This is a genomic window from Streptomyces sp. Y309 (assembly GCF_056712025.1).
In genome coordinates this window covers 1065740-1085100 of sequence record NZ_CM160048.1, presented here as the reverse complement: position 1 = coordinate 1085100, position 19361 = coordinate 1065740, and the positions used below count along the sequence as shown (strand labels likewise).

Annotated in this window: 17 protein-coding genes and 1 pseudogene; 10 read left to right on the top strand and 8 right to left on the bottom strand. The window is 70.2% G+C overall.

All coding sequences use genetic code 11. The features are described 5' to 3' along the window. The first annotated feature begins 14 nt into the window (after positions 1-14). On the top strand, positions 15-1598 hold the full coding sequence (locus AC0KTA_RS03875; protein WP_481053670.1) for an alpha-L-fucosidase: 1584 nt from the start codon (positions 15-17) through the stop codon (positions 1596-1598). 164 nt (positions 1599-1762) lie between these two features. Beyond that, a complete protein-coding gene (locus AC0KTA_RS03870; RefSeq protein ID WP_481053669.1) occupies positions 1763-2494 on the top strand; it encodes a class I SAM-dependent methyltransferase in 732 nt (243 codons plus the stop codon). A gap of 61 nt (positions 2495-2555) precedes the next feature. Here the strand turns inward: AC0KTA_RS03870 and AC0KTA_RS03865 are convergent, their stop codons facing one another. From AC0KTA_RS03865 to uvrA, 4 genes are all read right to left on the bottom strand, one after another. Beyond that, positions 2556-2882: a DUF1048 domain-containing protein gene (locus AC0KTA_RS03865; RefSeq protein WP_481053668.1), complete on the bottom strand. Its 327-nt coding sequence runs from the start codon at positions 2880-2882 to the stop codon at positions 2556-2558. A gap of 1 nt (position 2883) precedes the next feature. Continuing rightward, complete coding sequence (locus tag AC0KTA_RS03860; RefSeq protein ID WP_481053667.1) at positions 2884-3240, bottom strand: DUF1048 domain-containing protein; 357 nt, start codon at positions 3238-3240, stop codon at positions 2884-2886. Continuing rightward, complete coding sequence (locus AC0KTA_RS03855; RefSeq protein WP_481053666.1) at positions 3237-3563, bottom strand: PadR family transcriptional regulator; 327 nt, start codon at positions 3561-3563, stop codon at positions 3237-3239. The genes AC0KTA_RS03860 and AC0KTA_RS03855 overlap by 4 nt, the downstream gene beginning before the upstream one ends. A gap of 271 nt (positions 3564-3834) precedes the next feature. Further along, positions 3835-6690 carry an excinuclease ABC subunit UvrA gene (gene uvrA / locus AC0KTA_RS03850; protein ID WP_481053665.1) on the bottom strand — a complete coding sequence of 952 codons (2856 nt, stop codon included), beginning with the start codon at positions 6688-6690 and terminating at the stop codon, positions 3835-3837. 337 nt (positions 6691-7027) lie between these two features. Here uvrA and AC0KTA_RS03845 point away from each other — a divergent pair, with 337 nt between their 5' ends. Beyond that, positions 7028-7414 carry a limonene-1,2-epoxide hydrolase family protein gene (locus AC0KTA_RS03845; protein ID WP_481053664.1) on the top strand — a complete coding sequence of 129 codons (387 nt, stop codon included), beginning with the start codon at positions 7028-7030 and terminating at the stop codon, positions 7412-7414. 135 nt (positions 7415-7549) lie between these two features. Here the strand turns inward: AC0KTA_RS03845 and AC0KTA_RS03840 are convergent, their stop codons facing one another. Further along, positions 7550-7852, bottom strand: coding sequence for a DUF1330 domain-containing protein (locus AC0KTA_RS03840; RefSeq protein WP_481053663.1), 303 nt, complete (start codon positions 7850-7852; stop codon positions 7550-7552). Positions 7853-8041: 189 nt separating this feature from the next. On the opposite strand from AC0KTA_RS03840, the gene AC0KTA_RS03835 reads away from it, so the two are divergent. Both AC0KTA_RS03835 and AC0KTA_RS03830 read left to right on the top strand, forming a co-directional pair. After that, on the top strand, positions 8042-8437 hold the full coding sequence (locus AC0KTA_RS03835; protein WP_481053662.1) for a winged helix-turn-helix transcriptional regulator: 396 nt from the start codon (positions 8042-8044) through the stop codon (positions 8435-8437). A 72-nt stretch (positions 8438-8509) separates the two neighbouring features. Then, positions 8510-9424, top strand: a pseudogene (locus AC0KTA_RS03830) (MFS transporter); the annotation flags it as partial. A gap of 213 nt (positions 9425-9637) precedes the next feature. On the opposite strand, the gene AC0KTA_RS03825 reads toward AC0KTA_RS03830, so the two are convergent. Then, the gene (locus tag AC0KTA_RS03825; RefSeq protein ID WP_481053661.1) at positions 9638-10615 is read right to left on the bottom strand and encodes a phosphotransferase family protein; all 978 of its coding nucleotides are present in this window, start codon (positions 10613-10615) and stop codon (positions 9638-9640) included. Then, complete coding sequence (locus AC0KTA_RS03820; RefSeq protein WP_481053660.1) at positions 10602-11534, bottom strand: sulfotransferase family 2 domain-containing protein; 933 nt, start codon at positions 11532-11534, stop codon at positions 10602-10604. Before AC0KTA_RS03820 ends, AC0KTA_RS03825 begins: the two co-directional genes overlap by 14 nt. Positions 11535-11897: 363 nt before the next feature. On the opposite strand from AC0KTA_RS03820, the gene AC0KTA_RS03815 reads away from it, so the two are divergent. Further along, positions 11898-12995: a hypothetical protein gene (locus AC0KTA_RS03815; RefSeq protein ID WP_481053659.1), complete on the top strand. Its 1098-nt coding sequence runs from the start codon at positions 11898-11900 to the stop codon at positions 12993-12995. A gap of 75 nt (positions 12996-13070) precedes the next feature. Here AC0KTA_RS03815 and AC0KTA_RS03810 read toward each other — a convergent pair whose 3' ends face one another. Continuing rightward, the gene (locus tag AC0KTA_RS03810; protein WP_481053658.1) at positions 13071-14093 is read right to left on the bottom strand and encodes a LacI family DNA-binding transcriptional regulator; all 1023 of its coding nucleotides are present in this window, start codon (positions 14091-14093) and stop codon (positions 13071-13073) included. Between the two features lie 355 nt (positions 14094-14448). On the opposite strand from AC0KTA_RS03810, the gene AC0KTA_RS03805 reads away from it, so the two are divergent. The 4 genes from AC0KTA_RS03805 (at position 14449) to AC0KTA_RS03790 (ending at position 19088) form a co-directional block, all read left to right on the top strand. Then, positions 14449-15771, top strand: coding sequence for an extracellular solute-binding protein (locus tag AC0KTA_RS03805; protein ID WP_481053657.1), 1323 nt, complete (start codon positions 14449-14451; stop codon positions 15769-15771). 11 nt (positions 15772-15782) lie between these two features. Further along, entirely contained in the window at positions 15783-16763 is a 981-nt protein-coding gene (locus AC0KTA_RS03800) for a carbohydrate ABC transporter permease (RefSeq protein ID WP_481053656.1), read from the top strand. Positions 16764-16870: 107 nt separating this feature from the next. Beyond that, entirely contained in the window at positions 16871-17692 is an 822-nt protein-coding gene (locus tag AC0KTA_RS03795; RefSeq protein ID WP_481056299.1) for a carbohydrate ABC transporter permease, read from the top strand. A 118-nt stretch (positions 17693-17810) separates the two neighbouring features. Next, entirely contained in the window at positions 17811-19088 is a 1278-nt protein-coding gene (locus AC0KTA_RS03790) for a glycoside hydrolase 5 family protein (protein WP_481053655.1), read from the top strand. Positions 19089-19361 lie beyond the last annotated feature (273 nt).

Genomic DNA, 19361 nt, shown 5'->3' with positions numbered 1-19361 from the left:
GGAACAGCCCGCCCATGACCGTCAGCAGACGACTCTTCATGGCCGCGTCCGTCGGTACGGCGGTGACGGCGTCAAGCGCCTCGCTCGCCGCCGCAGCGCACCGCACCGCGCTCTCCGGGAGTGCCGCACCGGCCGGGCCCCAGCCCCCGTACCGCATCGCCATCAGCGCGACGGACACCCCCGAGGAAGTGGTCGCCAAGGCGTCCCGGGTCCGGCCCACCCGGCGGCAGGTGGCCTGGCAGCGACTGGAGCGGACCGCGTTCCTGCACTTCGGCGTGAACACCTTCACCGGCCTGGAGTGGGGCACGGGCGACGAAGACCCGGACGTCTTCCAGCCCGCCGACCTCGACACCGACCAGTGGGCACGAGCCCTGCGCGACGGCGGCTTCGAGCTGGCGATCCTCACGGTCAAGCACCACGACGGCTTCGTCCTGTACCCCTCGCGCTACACCAAGCACACGGTGGCGAGCAGCAGTTGGCGCGGCGGCCAGGGCGACGTCCTGCGCGACTTCACCGCCTCCCTGCGGAAGTACGGGCTCAAGGTGGGCGTGTACGTCTCGCCCGCCGACGAGAACCAGTACCTGCACGGCGTGTACGCCAACGGCAGCGCGCGCTCGCCCCGGACCGTCCCGACACCTGTGCCCGGCGACGACCGCCCCGCCGCCGACCCCTTCACGCTGGACGCCACGGACTACGGCGCGCACATGCTCAACCAGCTGTACGAGGTCCTGACCGAGTACGGGCCCGTCGACGAGGTGTGGTTCGACGGCGCGCAGGGCCGCATCCCGCCGGAGAAGGTCGAACGCTACGACTGGGACAGCTGGTACGCCCTGATCCGCGCCCTCGCGCCGGGCGCGGTCGTCGCCGTGCGCGGGCCCGATGTGCGGTGGGTCGGCAACGAGGGCGGGCTCGCCCGCGAGGACGAGTGGAGCGTGGTGCCGGTCAAGGACTCCGGCAACGGCAGCGTCGACTACGCCCTGCCCTTCGACGCCCCGGACCAGGGCAGCCGCGAGGCGCTCGCCGAGGCGCGCGCCGTCGCCCAGTACGTGCAGTGGTGGCCGGCCGAGTGCGATGTGTCCATCCGGCCCGGCTGGTTCTTCCACGAGGACGAACAGCCCAAGTCCGTCGAGCAGTTGACGGACATCTGGTTCCGGTCGGTGGGCCGCAACGCCGTGCTGCTCCTGAACGTCCCGCCCGACAAGCGCGGCCTGCTGCCCGACGCGGACGTGGCGCGGCTGCGGGAGTTCCGGCGGCGGATCGACCGGGAACTGCCCGCCGACCTCGCCGCCGCCCCGGGCGCCCGGGTGGTGCGGCACGGCGGTGTCGTCACCGTCGACCTCGGCCGGGAGCGGGAGGCCGACCGTGTGCGGCTCGCGGAGGACGTGGTGCGGGCCGGGCAGCAGGTCGAGTCGTTCGTGGTCGAGGCCCGGACCGGCGACGGCACGTGGACGAAGGTCACCGGGGCGGGCACGGTGGGCGCGAGCCGCGTGCTGGTCCTCGCGGCCCCGGTGCGGGCCCGGCACTGGCGGGTGCGGGTGACCGGGGCGCGGGGGAGGGTGCGGTTCGGGGAGGTGGGGCTGTTCCGGTCGGTGGGCTGAGGGGCTGTTCCGGTCGGCGGGGTGACGGGCCGTTCCGGTCGGTGGGCTGACGGGCGGTTCCGGTCAGTCCCGCCCAGCGGTCGGCTCCGCTGAGGCAGCCAGCCCCGCTCAGCGCGGGCGAAATGGGGCGGCGGCGACCTGCCGCCCCCTATACCTTCGCCCGCATGGCTGACGAACTCTTCCAGGACCCGCGCCTTGCCGTGCTGTACGACCCGCTGGACCCCGACCGCAGCGATCTCGACGCGTACCTGCGCCTCGCGGAGGAGTTCGGCGCGCGTCAGGTGCTCGACCTCGGCTGCGGCACCGGAGCGTTCGCGCTGCTCCTCGCCGAGAGGGGGATCGAGGCCGTCGGCGTCGATCCCGCGCGGGCTTCCCTCGACGTGGCCAGGGCCAAGGCGGGCAGTGAGCGGGTGCGGTGGCTCCACGGCGACGCGACGACACTGCCCCCGCTGCGGGCGGACCTCGCGACGATGACGGCGAACGCCGCCCAGGAGATCACCGACCCCGAGGCGTGGCGGGCGACTCTGAGGGGAACTTTCGGGGCCCTGCGCCCGGGCGGGCACTTCGTGTTCGAGACCCGGGACCCGTCCCGGCGCGCCTGGGAGACGTGGAACCGCGCAGCCTCCCACAGCGTGACCGAGGTCCCGGGCGTGGGCGCCGTGGAGAGCTGGGTGGACCTGGTCGAGGTGGACGGGCCGCTGGTGACGTTCCGCTGGAGCTATGTGTTCGCCGCGGACGGCCAGGTGCTGACCTCGGAGTCGACCCTGCGGTTCCGCGAGCGGCAGGAGGTCGAGGCGGATCTGCTGGCGCAGGGGTACGTGGTGGACGACGTGCGGGACGCGTCCGACCGGCCGGGCAAGGAGTTCGTCTTCCTGGCACGGCGGCCGGAGGCGTGAGCCGAGGTCGCCCCGCCTGCGGTACGTGCGGGGTGCGCCCGCCCGCATGGGGCGACGGGTGTTACTTCTCGGCCGTGCCGGGTTCCCCGCTGATGGACTCCTGGTAGACCTCCGCATAGGTGCGGGAGTCCTTGATCAGGTCGTCGCAGAACGCGGCGACGTCCTTGCCGATGAGTTCCAGGACCCCCTTGCCCGCGGCGACGCCCCCCTCGAAGAAGTCGACGATCCCGGGGAGCAGGGGCCCGTCGGGCAGGGCGATCGGTCCGACCTTGAACAGGTACCTCTGCATCTCCTTGTAGACGATCTGGTAGTCCGGCGGGAGTGCTCTGACCCGAGCCGCGTGCGCCCGCCACTGCTTCTTGCCCTCGATGATGTCCTGGATGCTCACGTCAGCCTCCCAGCCGGCTCAATTTCCTTGCGACGTTCCTGTTCAACTGCTCGCGCCACCGGTCGCGATAGGTGCGGGCCCCTTCTCCACCGGCCAGCGCCGTGCAAAAGCCTTGGATGTCGTCGCCGAGTACCTCCTGGACGCTCTGCCCGTCCGCCGCTGTTTCTTCGAGCAGCCCCAGGGCGGAGTCGAGGATCGGCATCAGGTTGCGGCCGGTGAAGTCCCCATGGGGGAAGAGGTGGCCCTTGATCTGTTCCCAGGCCGCCCGGTAGTCGTCCGGCAGGGCCTGGGCCCGGGTTTCGAACGCCTTCCATTCCCTGGTGAGATCGCTGCCTGTGATGGTCTCCCAGAAGTTCATCTCCCGCCCTCCTTGAGCCTGTTGATGCGTGATGAGACGTACTGCCATTTCGTCCAGAACTTCGCGAGTTCCTCGCGTCCGGCGTCGTTGAGCGCGTAGAACTTGCGCGGCGGACCGACTCCGGACGGTCGCTTCGTCACCTGGACGAGTCCGTTCCTCTCCAGTCGCAGCAAGATGGTGTACACCGTCCCCTCGACGACGTCGGCGAAGCCGAGCTCGTTCAGCTGACGGGTGATGGCGTACCCGTACGTTTCCTCGCTGCCGATGATTTCGAGCACGCACCCTTCGAGCGTGCCCTTCAGCATCTCCGTCAGGTCGTCCATCGCGAGTCCTCCTCGGCCCTCTCGGTACTGCGTGCCACCGAGTACTACTATACGGTACCACCGAGTAGTGGGGCGACGATGAGCACCCGGGACGGGCTCGAAGCGGTCCGGCTGACCGGCAGGGGAGATGTGAACGGAGACCACCAGGCGGAGGTTGGCCTCGGTGAGCCGCTGTCGGAGGAGAGCCGCGCACGGGGCGCGTCGGTCTCGTCGGCCTCCGCGAGCAGGAGTTCCTCCGGGTCCTGCACCCGGGCCTCTGCCTCGGTGACGCTCATGTCCGCGCCGGCTCCAGCAGGGAGTCGAGAAAGCGTCCGGTGTGCGACCGGGCGTCGGCCGCGACCTGTTCGGGGGTGCCTTCGGCGATGACCTCGCCGCCCCGCAGGCCGCCCTCCGGTCCCATGTCGATCAGCCAGTCGGCCGACTTGATCACGTCGAGGTTGTGCTCGATGACGACGACCGTGTTGCCGCCGTCGACCAGTCGTTGCAGCGCCGTCAGCAGCCGCTCGACGTCGGCGGCGTGGAGGCCGGTGGTGGGTTCGTCGAGTACGTAGAGGGTGCGTCCGCGGGTACGGCGCTGGAGTTCGGCGGCGAGCTTGACGCGCTGTGCCTCACCGCCGGACAGGGTGGTGGCCGCCTGGCCGAGCTTCACGTAGCCGAGCCCGACGTCGTCGAGGGTCCGCAGATGCCGGGAGATGATCTGGTGGCCGTCGAAGAAGTCCACGCTCTCCGCCACGGTCATGGCCAGGACGTCCGCGATGGACCGGCCCTTGTAGTGCACGTCGAGGGTTTCCCGGTTGTACTGGGCGCCCTTGCACACCTCGCACGGGACGTACACGTCCGGGAGGAAGTTCATCTCGACCTTGATGGTGCCGTCGCCGTAGCAGTGTTCGCAGCGCCCGCCCCTGACGTTGAAGGAGAACCGGCCGGGCAGATAGCCGCGCACCTTCGCCTCCGGGGTCTGGGCGAACAGCTTGCGCAGGTGGTCGAAGACACCCGTGTACGTCGCCGGGTTGGAGCGGGGGCTGCGGCCGATCGGCGACTGGTCGACCTGGACCACCTTGTCGACGTGCTCGATGCCGGTGACGGCGCGGTGCCGGCCCGGCACCTTGTGCGCGCGGTGGATCCGCTGGGCGACCGCGGTGTGCAGGATGTCGTTGACCAGGGTCGACTTGCCGGATCCTGAGACGCCGGTGACGGCGGTGAACAGCCCGAGCGGGAAGGACACCGTCACGTCGCGCAGGTTGTGCTCGGACGCCGCGTGCACGGTGAGGGCACGCTCCTCTGCCGGCTGTCGCCGCTGGGCGGGCAGCGCGATCCTGCGGCGTCCGGAGAGGTAGGCGCCGGTGAGGGATTCCGGGTGCTCGGCCAGTTCCTGCACGGTGCCCGAGCAGACGATCCGGCCGCCGTGGGTGCCGGCGCCGGGGCCGATGTCCACCACCCAGTCGGCGACCCGCAACGTCTCCTCGTCGTGCTCGACCACGATCACCGTGTTGCCGCGGTCGCGCAGCCGCTTCAGGGTCTGGATGAGCCGCTGGTTGTCGCGCTGGTGCAACCCGATGGACGGCTCGTCGAGGACGTACAGCACGCCGGTCAGGCCGGCCCCGATCTGGGTCGCAAGGCGGATCCGCTGCGCCTCCCCGCCGGAGAGGGAGGCGGCGGGCCGGTCGAGCGAGAGGTAGTCAAGGCCCACGTCGAGCAGGAACCGCAGCCGCTCGCCGATCTCCGCGAGCACGGCCTCGGCGATCCGCCGCTCGCTGTCCGTCAGCTCCAACGCGCGGACGAACTCGGCGAGTTCACCGAGCGGCAGCGCGGACGCCTGCGCGATGCTGCGCCCGCCGACCGTGACCGCCAGGACGCCCGGGGCGAGGCGGGCGCCCCCGCAGGCCGCGCACGGCACCTCGCGCATGTACCCGGCGAACCGGTTCTGCCCGGCCCCGGACTCGGCGCCCTCGGCGTAGCGGCGCTCGATGTGCGGGATCACGCCTTCGTAGCGGGACAGGTGCGAGCGCTCGCGGCCGAACCGGTTCCGGTACGCGAGGTGCAACCGGCGGTCCGCCCCGTGCAGCACCATCTCCCGTACGTCGGCGGGGAGTTCGCGCCAGGGCGTGGCCGTGCTGAAGCCGGCGTCGGCGGCCAGGGCTTCGAGCAGGCGGGTGAAGTAGTCGGCGCCGCTGGTGTTGGTCCACGGGGCGACGGCGCCCTCGGCCAGGGACCTGGATTCGTCCGGTACGACGAGAGAGGGGTCCACCTCCATGCGTGAGCCGAGGCCGGTGCAGGCGGGGCAGGCACCCCAGGGCGCGTTGAAGGAGAACAGCCGGGGCTCCAGTGACTCAAGGCCGAGGTCGTGGGAGCGTGGGCAGGCCATCGCCTCGGAGAAGACCACTTCGTGGTCCGTGGACCCGGGTTCGCGATCCACGAACTCGATCCGCAGGACACCGCCGCCGAGGCCCAGTGCGGTCTCCACGGACTCCGTCAGCCGCTGCCGTACGCCCGGCTTGACGGCCAGCCGGTCCACGACCACGTCGATGGAGTGCTTCTTGCGCTTGTCGAGTGCGGGCGGCGTGGCCAGCGCGAGGACCGTCCCGTCCACCCGGACCCGGCTGTAGCCGTCGGCGGACAACTGCCGGAAGACCTCGGCGTGTTCGCCCTTGCGCTCGCGGACGACCGGGGCAAGGACCTGGAAGCGGGTCCCCTCGTCCTCGTCCAGGAGCAGGTCGACGATGCGCTGCGGTGTCTGCCTGCTGACCGGCTCGCCGCACCGCGGGCAGTGGGGGTGACCGATCCGGGCGTACAGCAGTCGCAGGTGGTCGTAGACCTCGGTGATGGTGCCGACCGTGGAGCGCGGATTGCGGCTCGACGTCTTCTGGTCGATGGCGATCGCCGGGGACAGTCCCTCGACGGCATCGACGTCGGGCTTGTCGAGCTGCCCGAGAAACTGCCGCGCATATGCCGAGAGGGATTCGACATAACGCCGCTGGCCTTCGGCGAATATGGTGTCGAACGCCAGGCTTGACTTTCCGGATCCGGATACGCCCGTGAATACGATCAGCGCATCCCGGGGAAGATCGACGGACACGTCACGGAGATTGTGCTGACGGGCACCCTTGATGACGATGCGATTTATCACGAAGCCAACCGTAACACCGCAACTTCACTGGTGATGGCCCTTGCTCGGCGTCGTCCCGGTGTGGGGAACATCGCCCTTGACAGGAAAGTCGACGGTGTGGGCACAGAAAGAGAAAGTCGTCCCGAGGCGAGCTGAAAAGACTCACCAGTAGCAGTTGACTTCCCGCCGGGCATGTGGGTAATGGCGAGGGCTGACACGATTCACCGGGTGCTCTCGGCGGGGACGGGCACAGGCACATTCATGTGCCTGGGTGACATTGAAGTTCCTACTTACATTCGGTCTTTGCTGTGTCCTACTTTGGTACTGAGTAAGCAATTGGCGGGAGTGGAGTCGAGAAATGGCCCAAAAGGTGTCGAACACTGAAGTAGTCAATCGATTCATCGCCTCGATGGAGGACCGCGATGTGGAATCGATCATGTCCTTCTTCGCCGACGACGCGATCTATCACAACATGCCGATGCCGATACTCGTCGGCCATGAGCAGATTCGGGGCTTCATCGCTCCGTTCTTCGAAGAGACCGAGAAGATCTCCTGGGATGTCCTGAATTCAGCGGAAGACGCCACCGGCACGGTACTGAACGAACGCGTCGACCACTTCTTCATGCGTAACGGAACGGAAATACATATGAAGGTCATGGGCGTTTTCGAGCTCGCCGGAGGAAAGATTGTGGCCTGGCGGGACTATTTCGACCTGAAGGCTTTCACGGACCAGTACCCGGGATAGCCCGTCGGCGGGCCGGCCACCGGCGACGGCCCGGTGTCCTCGCCCTCCTTCCCGCCCGGCGCAGCCGACTGCGCCGGGCGGGCGTTTTACTGACCTCCGGGGCCCGGATCCGCACGGGCAGCGCTGCCGGCCGGCTCACGCGGCGGCTGGCAGCCCTTCGATGAGTACACCGGTGCCGCGGGCGCTCGCCAGACGCATCTGCTTCAGCGGCTCGTATTCGGGCGAGTCGTACCAGGCCTTGGCCTGCTCGACCGAGGGGAACTCCAGCATCACCAGGTAGGCCGGGTGCCAGTCGCCCTCGACGTTCGTCGGATTTCCCGCGATGACGCGGTAGGCGCCGCCGAACTTGGCGACGACCGGCAGCACCTGGGCCTTGTATTCCTCCATCTTCTCGTTGTCGATGATCTCTTTGCTCTCGAACAGCAGGAAAGCGCTCATGTCAACTTCCTTTCAACTGCCGGAAGGGCGGCCTCGGTTGGGGGCGTTTGCGGGGGTGCGGGAAAGGCTCCGGACGGAGCGCGGGCATGCGGTCGGAGGGGACAACCGTGTAGGTCGCCCCAATGGTCACTTCTTGTGTGTAACCTCAAAATAGGCCAGCACGAGGCCCGGCCGTAAGGAGGCACTTTGATGTCAGCCACGCACCTGAATGTGCCCGTGCCCGTCCCCACCGACGGCGACTGCGCGATCAGGGACATCTGCGAATTCATCGGCAACAAGTGGAGCGTGCTGGTCGTCATCCTCCTGGGACAGCGCGTCTACCGCTTCAACGAACTGCAGCGCTCCATCGAGGGCATCAGCCAGCGCATGCTCACCCTGACCCTGCGCAACCTCGTCCGCGACGGCCTGGTCACCCGTACTCCCTACCCCACGGTCCCGCCCCGCGTCGACTACGAGCTGACCGACGTCGGCCGCACGCTCCTCGAGCCGCTGACCGTCCTCAACACCTGGGCCGACACCCACCAGGACGCCATTCGCGCCGCCCGCCGACACCACGACGCCGCAAAGACTCCGTCCGGATCCTGAACGACACCTCCGTCCCGGTGGGTTCACTCGGGCTGCGGTGAGCGCCCGAGTTCGGACGCGTTCGTGCTGCCCATGGCCGCCCTGATCCTGACCGCGGGCGTCTTCGGCGATGTCCACGGCCGCAAGAAGGTGTTCCAGGCGGGCCTGGGCCTCAGCGCGCTGGGTGCCCTGGTCGCGCTGTGCGCACAGTCGATCCGGGTCGTGTGGGTCGGCCAGGCGCTGACCGGGCTCGGCTCGGCCGCGCTGCTGCCCACGACCCTGGCGCTGATCAGCCACGCGGTCCCCGACCCGCGTGAACGCGGCAAGTTCATCGGCCTGTGGGCCACCTCGCTCACGGCGGCGCTGGCGATCACCGCGCTGGTGTACGGGATCATCGAAGGCGGCGTCACCTCCTTCACGGACGAGAAGGTGATGGTGGCCCTGTTCACCGCCGCGGCCGGCGCGGTCGCGTTCGTCCTGGTGGAGCGGCGCAGCAGCAGCCCGATGCTGGACTTGACGCTGTTCCGCAGCCCGGCCTTCACGGCCACCACCCTCATCGCCCTGATCAGCTTCCTCGGCCTGATCGGGTTCTTCTTCGCCCTCAGCCTCTACTTCGGCACGGTGCAGCAGCTCTCGACCCTGGAATCGGGCTGGCGGCTGCTGATGGTCTCCATGATGCCGCTGCTGCTCGGCGCGCCCGTCGGGCGTCTGGTGCACCGGGTCTCCCCGCGCGTTCTGATCCCCGGCGGCCTGTTCGTCACCGCGGGTGCGTTGCTGTCGCTCACCACGATCGGCACCGACACATCGTTCGGCTCCCTGGCCTGGCGGCTGGCCCTGCTCGGCCTGGGCATGGCCTTCGTCATCACTCCGATGACCGCCACCGCAGTCAGCTCGGTACCGCTCCACCAGGCCGGCATGGCCGCGGCCGGCAACAATGCCTTCCGCCAGGTCGGCGCCGCCCTCGGCCCCGCCATCCTCGGCACCCTGCTGTCCACCAAGGCCGTAGAGACCGCCCTGACCCTGCGCCAGGTCAAACAACTCACCTACGAACCGAGCCGCTCACCGCTGACCGCCGGCCGTCCGGACGCCTCGTGGACGAGGGGGCATGCGGTATCCCGTGGGGCAAGGCCGGTCCCTCAGCCGGCCGATGCCGGACGTTGCGCGGCACGGTGGCGGTGCGCGGCCCGGACCGCCCAACCCGCCGGTGGGTGGTCCGGCCCATCACGTGAAGGGCCGGACCACCCACCGCCGCACCACCCCGGCCGCGGCATCCGCGACCTCGTGTCCCACCGGCCGTGTCACCAGGTCGCTGAGGGCGAACATGTCGAGGACCCGGCCCAGGTACTCCCAGTCCCCGGCCTCCTCGGCCGAGGCGGACTCGGGGCTTCCGTCACAGGACCGGTCACAGGACCGGTCACGGAACCCGTGGCGGAAGCCGTCGAGGAACCCCTCGGGGTACTCGTCCCCGAACCGCAGCATGTTCGCCGCGTCCCCGTACGGGCAGCCGGAGTAGCTGAACTCCCAGTCGAGGACGGCGTCCACGCGCCAGCCGACGCCCATGCGGGAGACGAGGATGTTCTTGGGGTTGATGTCGGCGTGCACCAGACGTGCCTGATGGTCCACGCGTTCCAGCGCGGGCGCGTGGGCCTCGCACAGCTTCACCCAGGCCCGCCGGGTGGCCGGGTCGAGCCGCTCCGCGGGCGCCGCGGCCATGCAGGCCTCGGCGACCTCCGGCAACTGCCGAGACCACGGCCGCTCGTCCCGTCCGACGGTGAGCCGGTCGTCGGTGAAGAAGCCGGGCCGGTCGAACGTCACCGTCCCGATCCGGGCGACGACTTGGCCGACTTCGGCGCCGAGGGCGGTGAGGGAGTCACGGCCGACCCCGCCTCCGCCGAGCACGTGACTGAGCGGCGTCCCCGTCACGTACTCCAGGATCATCGCGGCGCGCGCCCGTTGATCCCCGGTGGTCACGGCGGGCAGCACGTGCAGCACCTCGGGCACGGGCACGCGCGTCCGGCCCGCCGCCATCACCGCGGCCTCCACGGCGGGTTCGGCCCCGCCGAGCCGCGCGACCACCTGCCCGCCACCGGCGACGCGCAGCAGCGACGTCTCGTGGGAGAACCCGCCCGCCAGCGGGCGCACCCCGACCACGGCGCGCCCCAGTACCTCGCTGATCCGCTGTGTCTCACTCGGCTCCATGGCCCCAGTGTCGTCCTCCGCGCGCCGACGCGAGCACATCCGCCAGGCGTTCGTTGCGGTCCGTGATCATTCGGGCGGCGCGCAGCAGCAGGTCGGTGCAGTGCCCCGAGCAGGCTTCGCCAGGAACTGGGGCTGCGGGAAGGGGCGTTGGGGCGTAGGCGAGCAGAGCGAGGTCGTGTGCATAGAGCTGCTCGATCGCCTGGATCACGTGCGGGGAGAGCCGGGCGAGCGGCAGCGGGATGGGGGAGGCGTTCTCGCGCGGCAGTGTCCAGGAGCCGGTCCAGCCCTGCTGCCTGAGGTGGTCTCCCAACAGGTCCACCGTGTCCTGTAGTTGCTCGACCTTGCCCAGGTGGCGGTAGGGAAAGGCGTCGGGCCGCAGCAGGGTGGCCTGGGGCCGCCAGTGCGAGTTGCCGTCGAGCAGGCCGGGCTCGTCCCGCAGGGCGTCGACGAAGGACTCGAAATCCTCCACGACTTCGGCGAGTCGGCGGGGTGCGCGCGGGAACCAGGGGCGGGCGGCGTAGTGCCGTACGTAGTACGGCTCGCGCAGCAGGAGCTTGGACTGCCAGGCCGACCACAGGCGCGGGAGGGGATGCCGCGTGACGCAGAAGACGAACCATCCGGGATCGTCCCTGATCTGCCGCCACTCACGTTCGGTCAGTCGGCGCAGCGTGCGTGTGTGCCGCCAGTGGCTGAAGTCGTGGATCGTCAGCGCTCTGGTCACTTCGGGCGCGAGGGAGGCCCGGAAGGCCTCGTGGGATTCACCCTGCAACTCGGCGAGCATCCACAACAGGCTGGTACACGCCGCTTTGGGGGTGACCAGGTACAGGACCTTCCAGCGCGGCAGCAGGATCCCGTGCGTGGTGGGCAGTGCCGAAGCGTGCTCCCGGCCGGACAGCGCGCCGGTCTCGACCGCACTCATACGGCCACACCGGACACACCCGGCATCGTGTACCTCAGCTGCACCGCACCGCTCTCCCTCAGAGACCGAGTTCCAGCCGGTGCATGCCCACACCGCCCCCTCCCCAGGCGGTGCAATCCAGCCGTTCATGGCACGAGGGGCCGGAGCGTACAGAAGGGTGACGATGGATTTATCGACATATCGCCGCGGTATCGAACGTTGTGTGCGCAGATGCACAAAAGTCAGGCGCTTTGTTGGTCAAGAAATGAGGTGATCACGGTGACTGGTGATCAGTCAGCAGACGGAGCTCGACATCGCGTCGGGCGCCGGGTCGGGCGCAGGGTGGGTGCGGTCGCGGCAGCGGTGGGCATGGCGGCGGGTGTCATGAGCGCTCAACTCTGGACCGCGCCATCGGCGCAGGCCGCGAATGAGCAGTGGTTCACCAAAACCGGCAAGTCTTCCTGGACCGTCCCGGACGGGGTCACCACGATCACCGTCGCCATCTGGGGTGGCGGCGGGGGCGGCGGTGGTGGTGGCGGCGGGGCTGGTGGCGCGGGTGGCGGTGGCGGCGGCGGTGGCTACGGGAAGGCCGATGGCACGGGCGGCCTCGGTGGCGGCGGTGGCGGTGGGGGAGGAGGCGGTGCGGGGTCCGGTGGCGCCGGTGGCGCGGGCGGAGCGTTCGTCCAGTGCAAGGCCAAGGTCACCCCCAAGGAGAAGCTCTCCGTGGAGGTGGGCAAGGGCGGCAAGGGCGGCGCTCGGGGCGGGGCCGGTGGCGCGGGTGGCGGTGGCGGTGCGGGCGGTGCGTCCCGTTACAGCGGTGATTCCGGCAAGGACAGCACCGCCGGCAAGACCGGTGGGCAGGCCACGGGTGGTGGGGTGTCCGGAGTGTCGGGTGTCGCGGGCGCCGTCGGTGGTGGCCCCGGAACCGGCGGCAATGGCGGTTTGGCGGCCAAAGGGGGTCAGGGCGGCGGCGGATACGGGATTGTTGTGGGGAGCGGCGGCGCCGGGAACGGTGGGGCCGGTGGCGGCGGTGGGGCCAAAGCCCCCGGTGCGGCCAAGCCGGACCCGGCCATGCTGGAGAACAAGCAGTTCGGCTGCCGCGGCGAGAGGTTGGTGTCCGCGAAGGTCGGCAAAGGCTCCGACAGCGACAAAGGATCGGCCGGGAAAGCAGGCAATGCCGGGCGCGGCGGCGGCACCGTCGTCGACGCCCCCGGCGGATGGTCCGGCACGGGCGGCAACGGCAGCTCCGGCGGAGCCGGCGGAAAGGGGAAGTCGGTCGACCAAGGCATCACCTACGGCGCCGGCGGCAGCGGCGGCAACGGTGGCAACGGCGGCCCACCCGGCTCCGGCGCCGACTCCGCCAAGGGATCAGGCGGCGACGGCCGCCTGCGGGACGGTCAGAAGGGCACGGCAGGTGCCGGCGGGACCGGCGGACAACCCGGCGCCGACGGCGGCAACGGCGCGGTGTACATCACCTGGTGACCGGCCTTCCCGGTGCGCATCAGCCGGTGACCGGCACCCCTGCGGGAAGCCCCGCTCCACGAGGTCGTGGAGCCCTCACCCCGCCCGGCGCACCGCCCCCGTGCTCTCCCGCTCGATCAGCCGCGGCAGCGGCACCTGCACTGTCCCCGGCGGTCCGTCGTCGAGGAGTCCGAGCAGTTCCCGCGCCGCCGTCCGCCCGAAGGACACCGTGTCGCGGGAGAGCGCGGTGAGCCACGGGTGCACCATCCGGCACAGCGCAGAGTCCTCCCAGGCCACCACCGACACCTCGTCCGGCACGGTGAAGCCGAGGGAGGCCGCCGCGGCCACCCCGGCCACGGCCATCACGTCGTTGTCGTACACGAGCGCCGTCGGCGGCGAGGCCGAACCGAGCACGCGGCGCGTGACCGCCGCGCCCTCCGCGTCCGAGTAGTCCGTGGTCACCGACCGCACCTCGGTGAGGCCGCGCCGCCCGGCCTCCGCCCGCAGCGTGCGGATGCGGCGCTCGGTGTGCGCGAGACCGGGCAGCCCGGCGATGTGTACGACACGGCGGTGGCCGAGCGCGTGCAGGTGGCCCACGACGGACTCCATGGCGCCCGCGTCGTCGGCCCAGACGGTGGACTGGCCGGGGCGCAACGGCCGCTCGGGATCGGGCACGCCGCCGGTGACGACCGCGGGCAGGCCCAGCTCCTCCAGGAGCGCGGGCCGCGGGTCGTCCGTGCGCGGGTCCACGACGAGGACGCCGTCGACGCGGTGCTCGGCCCACCACCGCCGGTACACCGCGCACTCCGCCGCGACGTCCTCCACCACCTGGAAAAGAAGCCCCAGTTGGCGCTCGGCCAGGACCTCCTGGACGCCCGAGATGAGCTGCAGGAAGAACGAGTCGACGCCGAGCGTGGCCGCGGGCCGGGCCACCACCAGGCCGACCGTCGCCGCGCCCTCGCCCGACAGGGCGCGCGCCGCGGTACTGGGCCGCCAGCCCAGCTGCTCGGCGACCCTGCGCACCCGGTCACGGGTGATGTCGGAGACCCCGGGACGGTCGTTGAGCGCGAAGGAGACGGCGCTCTCGGAGACCCCGGCGCGCCGCGCGATGTCCTTCATGGTCGGCCGGCGTGCCGGTGACCGCTTGCCTTGCACCCATGGCCCCTTTCCGCCCGCGGAGTCGCCCACGGGGTCCGTGCCGCGCGCGTGCGGCGGCTCGGCGGCGTACGTACTAATGCGCTTGAGCTGGCACAGCCTAAAGCGCATTAGTCATCTGTGGCAAGGCATTCAACAAACCTATCTGACCTGGGAGTTCGTGCCCGCGAACGGTCCCGCTCCCAGCAAATTGCCGCCAATCCATTGACTTTTTACTTCCGTGCCGTGCAGGGTCTGCCTCGGTGCGATTCGACGCGGCCGATGCCGCCGCCGTCCGTCGCGGCCGCCCACGCCGGGCCGAGCAAAGGAGCCGTTCACCGTGCGCAATTCCCGGAGTTCCCGGAGTTCCCGGATATCCCGCAGTCCTCGCAGAGCGGTCACCGCCGCCGCCCTCGCCGCCGCCCTGCTGGCCCTGAGCGCCTGCGGCGGTGGCGACGACAGCGGCTCGGGCGACGCCTCCGGCAAGGTCGAGGGGGAGATCACCTTCCAGACCTGGAACCTGAGGGCCAACTTCAAGTCGTACTTCGAGGGCCTGATCGACGACTTCGAGAAGAAGTACCCCGACGCGAAGGTGAAGTGGGTCGACCAGCCCGGCGAGGGCTACGCCGACAAGATCAGCGCCGACGCCGCCGGCGGCACGCTGCCCGACGTCGTGAACGTCTCGCCCGACCTGGTGGCCCCGCTCGCCAAAGCCGGCCTCGCGCTCGACCTGGACAAGTCGGCCGGGAAGTACGAGAAGGAGTATCTGCCGGGCGCCTGGAAGAGCCACCAGGTGCCGGGCCTGGAGGGGACGTACGCCTTCCCCTGGTACCTGAACACCGGGCCGCTGTTCTACAACAAGCGCCTGTTCAAGGACGCGGGCCTGGACGCGGACAAGCCCCCGAAGACGTACGACGAACTGTTCGCCGACGCCGAGGAGTTGGCGAAGAAGAGCAAGGGCAAGGTCGCCACCCTCGCCAACGTCCCCACCATCGAGGACTTCGGCCGCTACGGCGTGCCGCTGATGAACAAGGAGGGCACCGGCTTCACCTTCAACGGCGACAAGGGCGTCGAACTCCTCACCAAGTACAAGGAGTTGTACGACGCCAAGGCTCTGGACGGCCAGGCGCTCACCGCCACGCCCGAGTCGACCGGCAAGAAGTTCCTCACCGAGGCCGTCGCCATGAACCCGGGCAGCGCGCTCGACCTGGAGAAGTTCAAGAAGGACGCGCCCCGGCTCTACAAGAACATCGGCATCACGCCGCAGATCAGCAACACCGGCAAGGACAACATGTACGTGATGGGTGTCATGGTGAACACCCGCACCAAGCGGACGCCCGCCGCCGTCGCCTTCGCGCACTTCGTCACCGACGCGCAGCGCCAGATGTCCTTCGCGAAGAAGGTCGCCATCTTCCCGAGCACCAAGGGCTCCCTGGACGACCCGTACTTCACCAAGGCGGACGGCACGGACGAGACCCGGGTGCGGATCGCCGCCGCCAAGTCCCTGAAGACCGCCGTGAACTACACGCCCGTGCTGTTCAGCGAGCAGATGAAGGTGGAGCTGCGCAACGCCGTCGCCCGGGCACTGCGAGGAAAGCAGAGCCCCAAGGAAGCGCTTGACAACGCTGTCAAGGCCTGCGACCGGCTGCTGCGGCAGAGCTGAGAACCGCGCACATGAAGAGCACAGCAGCCGCCTCCGCATCGGCCACCGCGGGCCCTCCGGGGCCGTCGAGGGCCGCCCGCCCCTCGGGGTCACCGAACGCCGCCGCCCCGCCGCCGCGCCGCATCCGCCGCCAACTGGTCACCAGCCCCTGGCTGTTCGCCGCCCCAGGGCTCGCGATCGTCGGTGTCTTCATCCTCTATCCGTTCGTCAGCACGGTCATCAACTCCTTCACGGACAAACGGCAGTTGATCGAGGGCAAGTACGTCGGGCTCGCCAACTTCCGCGAGCTGCTGCACGACGACATGTTCTGGATCGGCCTGCGCAACAGCACGCTGTACGTCCTCGTGGTGGTGCCCGCGCTCGTCGTGCTGCCGCTGCTGCTCGCGCTGCTCGTGCAGAAGCAGATCCCCGGCATCACGTTCTTCCGGTCGGCCTTCTACACACCGGTGGTCGCCTCCATCGTCGTGGTCGGCCTGATCTGGGTGTGGATGCTCGACGAACGCGGCCTGGTGAACGCCGTCCTGGAGGCGGTGGGCGCGGGCAAGGTCGGCTTCCTCAGCGACCAGTGGCTGCTGCTGTTCTCCGCCATGGGAGTCACGGTCTGGAAGGGCCTCGGCTACTACATGATCATTTATCTCGCGGCGCTCGCGAACGTGCCCCGCGAACTCCACGAGGCTGCCGCCGTCGACGGCGCGGGACCGGTCCGCCGGTTCATCTCCGTCACCGTTCCGGCCGTGCGCTCCACCATGGTGCTCGTCGCCGCGCTGTCCTCGGTGGCCGCGTTCAAGGTCTTCTCCGAGGTCTATCTGATGGCGGGACCCACCGGCGGGCCCGCGGGCGAGGACACCACCCTCGTGATGCTCGTGCAGCGCACCGGCACGGGCCTGACCGGCCGCGTCGGCTACGCCTCCGCGATCTCCGTGGTCATCTTCGTCGTCACCGTCGCGCTGATGCTGCTCGTGCTGCGCGCCGACCGGAAGGAGGACAAGTGACGCCGACAACCGCCAAGGACGCGTCCGTGTCCCGGACGGATCCGGCCACGTCCGAGCCGCGTGGGCGTACCCGCCGTCGGCGGGTCACCGACGAGAACGGGCGGCGCATGCCCGTGTGGGAGCTGGCGCTGCGGTACGTCCTGCTGATCGCCGTGCTCGCCCTCATGATCGGCCCGTTCCTCTGGCAGCTCTCGACCTCGCTCAAGGGCCCGCATGAGAACATCTTCAGCTCCCCGCCCAGCTTCCTGCCGTCCGACCCGACCCTGCACAACTACGAGCGCGTCGCCGACACCATCCCCGTCTGGGACTACGCCCTCAACTCCCTGAAGGTCGCCGCGGCGAACGTCGTCACGAACTGCGTGGGCGCCGCGCTCGCCGGCTACGCCCTGGCCCGGCTGCGCTACCGCGGCCGCAAGGCCGCCACGCTCGTGTTCATCCTCGCCATGCTGGTGCCCGTGGAGGGCATCATCATCGCCCAGTTCACGACCATGCGGGACCTCGGCCTGAACAACACCCTCATCGGCGTCCTGCTGCCCGGCTGCGTCTCCGCGCTCAACGTGCTCCTGATGCGCAACGCCTTCCTCAATCTGCCGTACGAGGTGGAGGAGGCCGCGTTCGTCGACGGGGCGAACGTGTGGCAGCGGTTCTTCCGCATCGCCCTGCCCGCCGTGAAGGGGACCCTCGCCGTCGTGGCGATCTTCGCCTTCATGGGCGCCTGGGACGACTTCCTGTGGCCGCTCATCGTGCTCAGCGACCCCGACAAGTTCACCCTCACCATCGGCCTCAACTATCTGCACGGCACCTTCGCCAACGACGAACGCCTCGTCGCCGCGGGCACCGTGATCGCCGTACTGCCGCTGATCGTGCTCTTCGCCTGTCTGCAGCGGTACTTCTTCCGAGGCGTCGGCGAAGGCGCGGTCAAGGGCTGACCTCGCGAAGCCCCGCCGGCCCTTGTCGCCCACCCCGCAGTCCGGCCGCCGTGCCGCCCGCACCGCACAGCACCGCACCACCCCGCTCCGCCCCGCTCTCCCAGAACCAGGATCCGCATTGACCTCTGACGACCTGCCCGGCGCGGCGCCCGCCGCCGCGCCCCGCTTCGGCGCCAACTACACCCCCAGCCAAGGGTGGTTCCATCACTGGCTCGACTTCGACCTCGACTCCGTACGCCGCGACCTCGACGCCGTCGCCGCGCTCGGCCTCGACCACGTCCGGGTCTTCCCCGTCTGGCCGTACTTCCAGCCCAACCGCACCCTGATCCGGCCGCGCGCCGTCGAGCAGCTCGTCGCGCTCGCCGACGCCGCCGCCGAGCGCGGGCTCGACGTGAACGTCGACGGGCTCCAGGGGCATCTGTCGAGCTTCGACTTCCTGCCCGCGTGGACGCAGACCTGGCACCGGCGCAACCTCTTCACCGACCCGGACGTGGTGGCCGGCCAGCGCGACTACCTGCGCACCCTCGCCGCCGCGCTCGCCGACCGGCCCAACTTCATCGGCATGACCATCGGCAACGAGATCAACCAGTTCGCGGCCGGGCCGCACCCCGACCCCGACCGCATCACCCAGGAGCAGGCCGAGGCGTGGCTGCGCGATGTCCTGGCCGCCTGTGAGGAGGGCGCGCCCGGGCGGCTGCATCTGCACGCCGAGTACGACGCCGCCTGGTACCAGGACGACCAGCCGTTCACGCCCGCGCAGGCCGCGCGGGTCGGGGACGTCACTGCCGTGCACTCCTGGGTGTTCAACGGCACCGCGCAGCGGCATGGGCGGGACGGCGTGGCGACCGGGCAGCACGCCGCGTACATGATCGAGCTGTCCAAGGCGTGGGCCCTCGATCCGCGGCGGCCCGTGTGGCTCCAGGAGGTCGGCGCGCCCGCCCCGCTCATTCCGGCCGCCGACGCCGCCGCCTTCACCGAGGCCACTGTGTCCGCCGCGCTCGACTGCGCCGACGTGTGGGGCGTGACGTGGTGGTGCTCCCACGATGTGTCCCGCTCCCTCGCCGACTTTCCCGAACTCGAATACAGCCTGGGGCTGTTGACGAATGAGGGTCGGGTGAAGCCCGCGGGGGAGACGCTGGCTCGGCTCGCCAAGGAGGCTCGGGGTGCGGTGTACGCCCCCGCGCCCCGGACGACCGCGCTTGTCGTTGACGTGGGTGCCGATTTCGGGCGGCGGTCGGTTTGTGCGCCTGGTGGGGCGGTGTTCGAGGCGTTTGCTCGGCTTGTGGCGGATGGCGTGCGGCCCGCCCTTGTCCTCGCGGAGCGGGCGGATGATGCTGCTCACCTCGCTGCGCGGGGCATCCGGGAGGTGGTGCACCCGCCCGAAGTCCTCGGCTGAGGTCCCTGGGGCTCCGCCCCCAGACCCCCTTTCTCCCACCCACCCGCCCTTACCTGTCCTACCGGCCGTAGTCGGCACATTCACCTACGCGTGCCGCAGCCATCCGGCCCGCCGTCCCCTCGCGCCGGCGCGCTCGTCCTCAAACGCCGGACGGGCTTTCCCCCACCCGCCCGCCCCCTGTTTTCAGCCCGTCCGGCGTTTGAGGACGAGGCCGTTCAGGCCGACAGCGGGGGTCCAGGGGGCGGAGCCCTCTGGTTACGGGAAGGGGCGGGA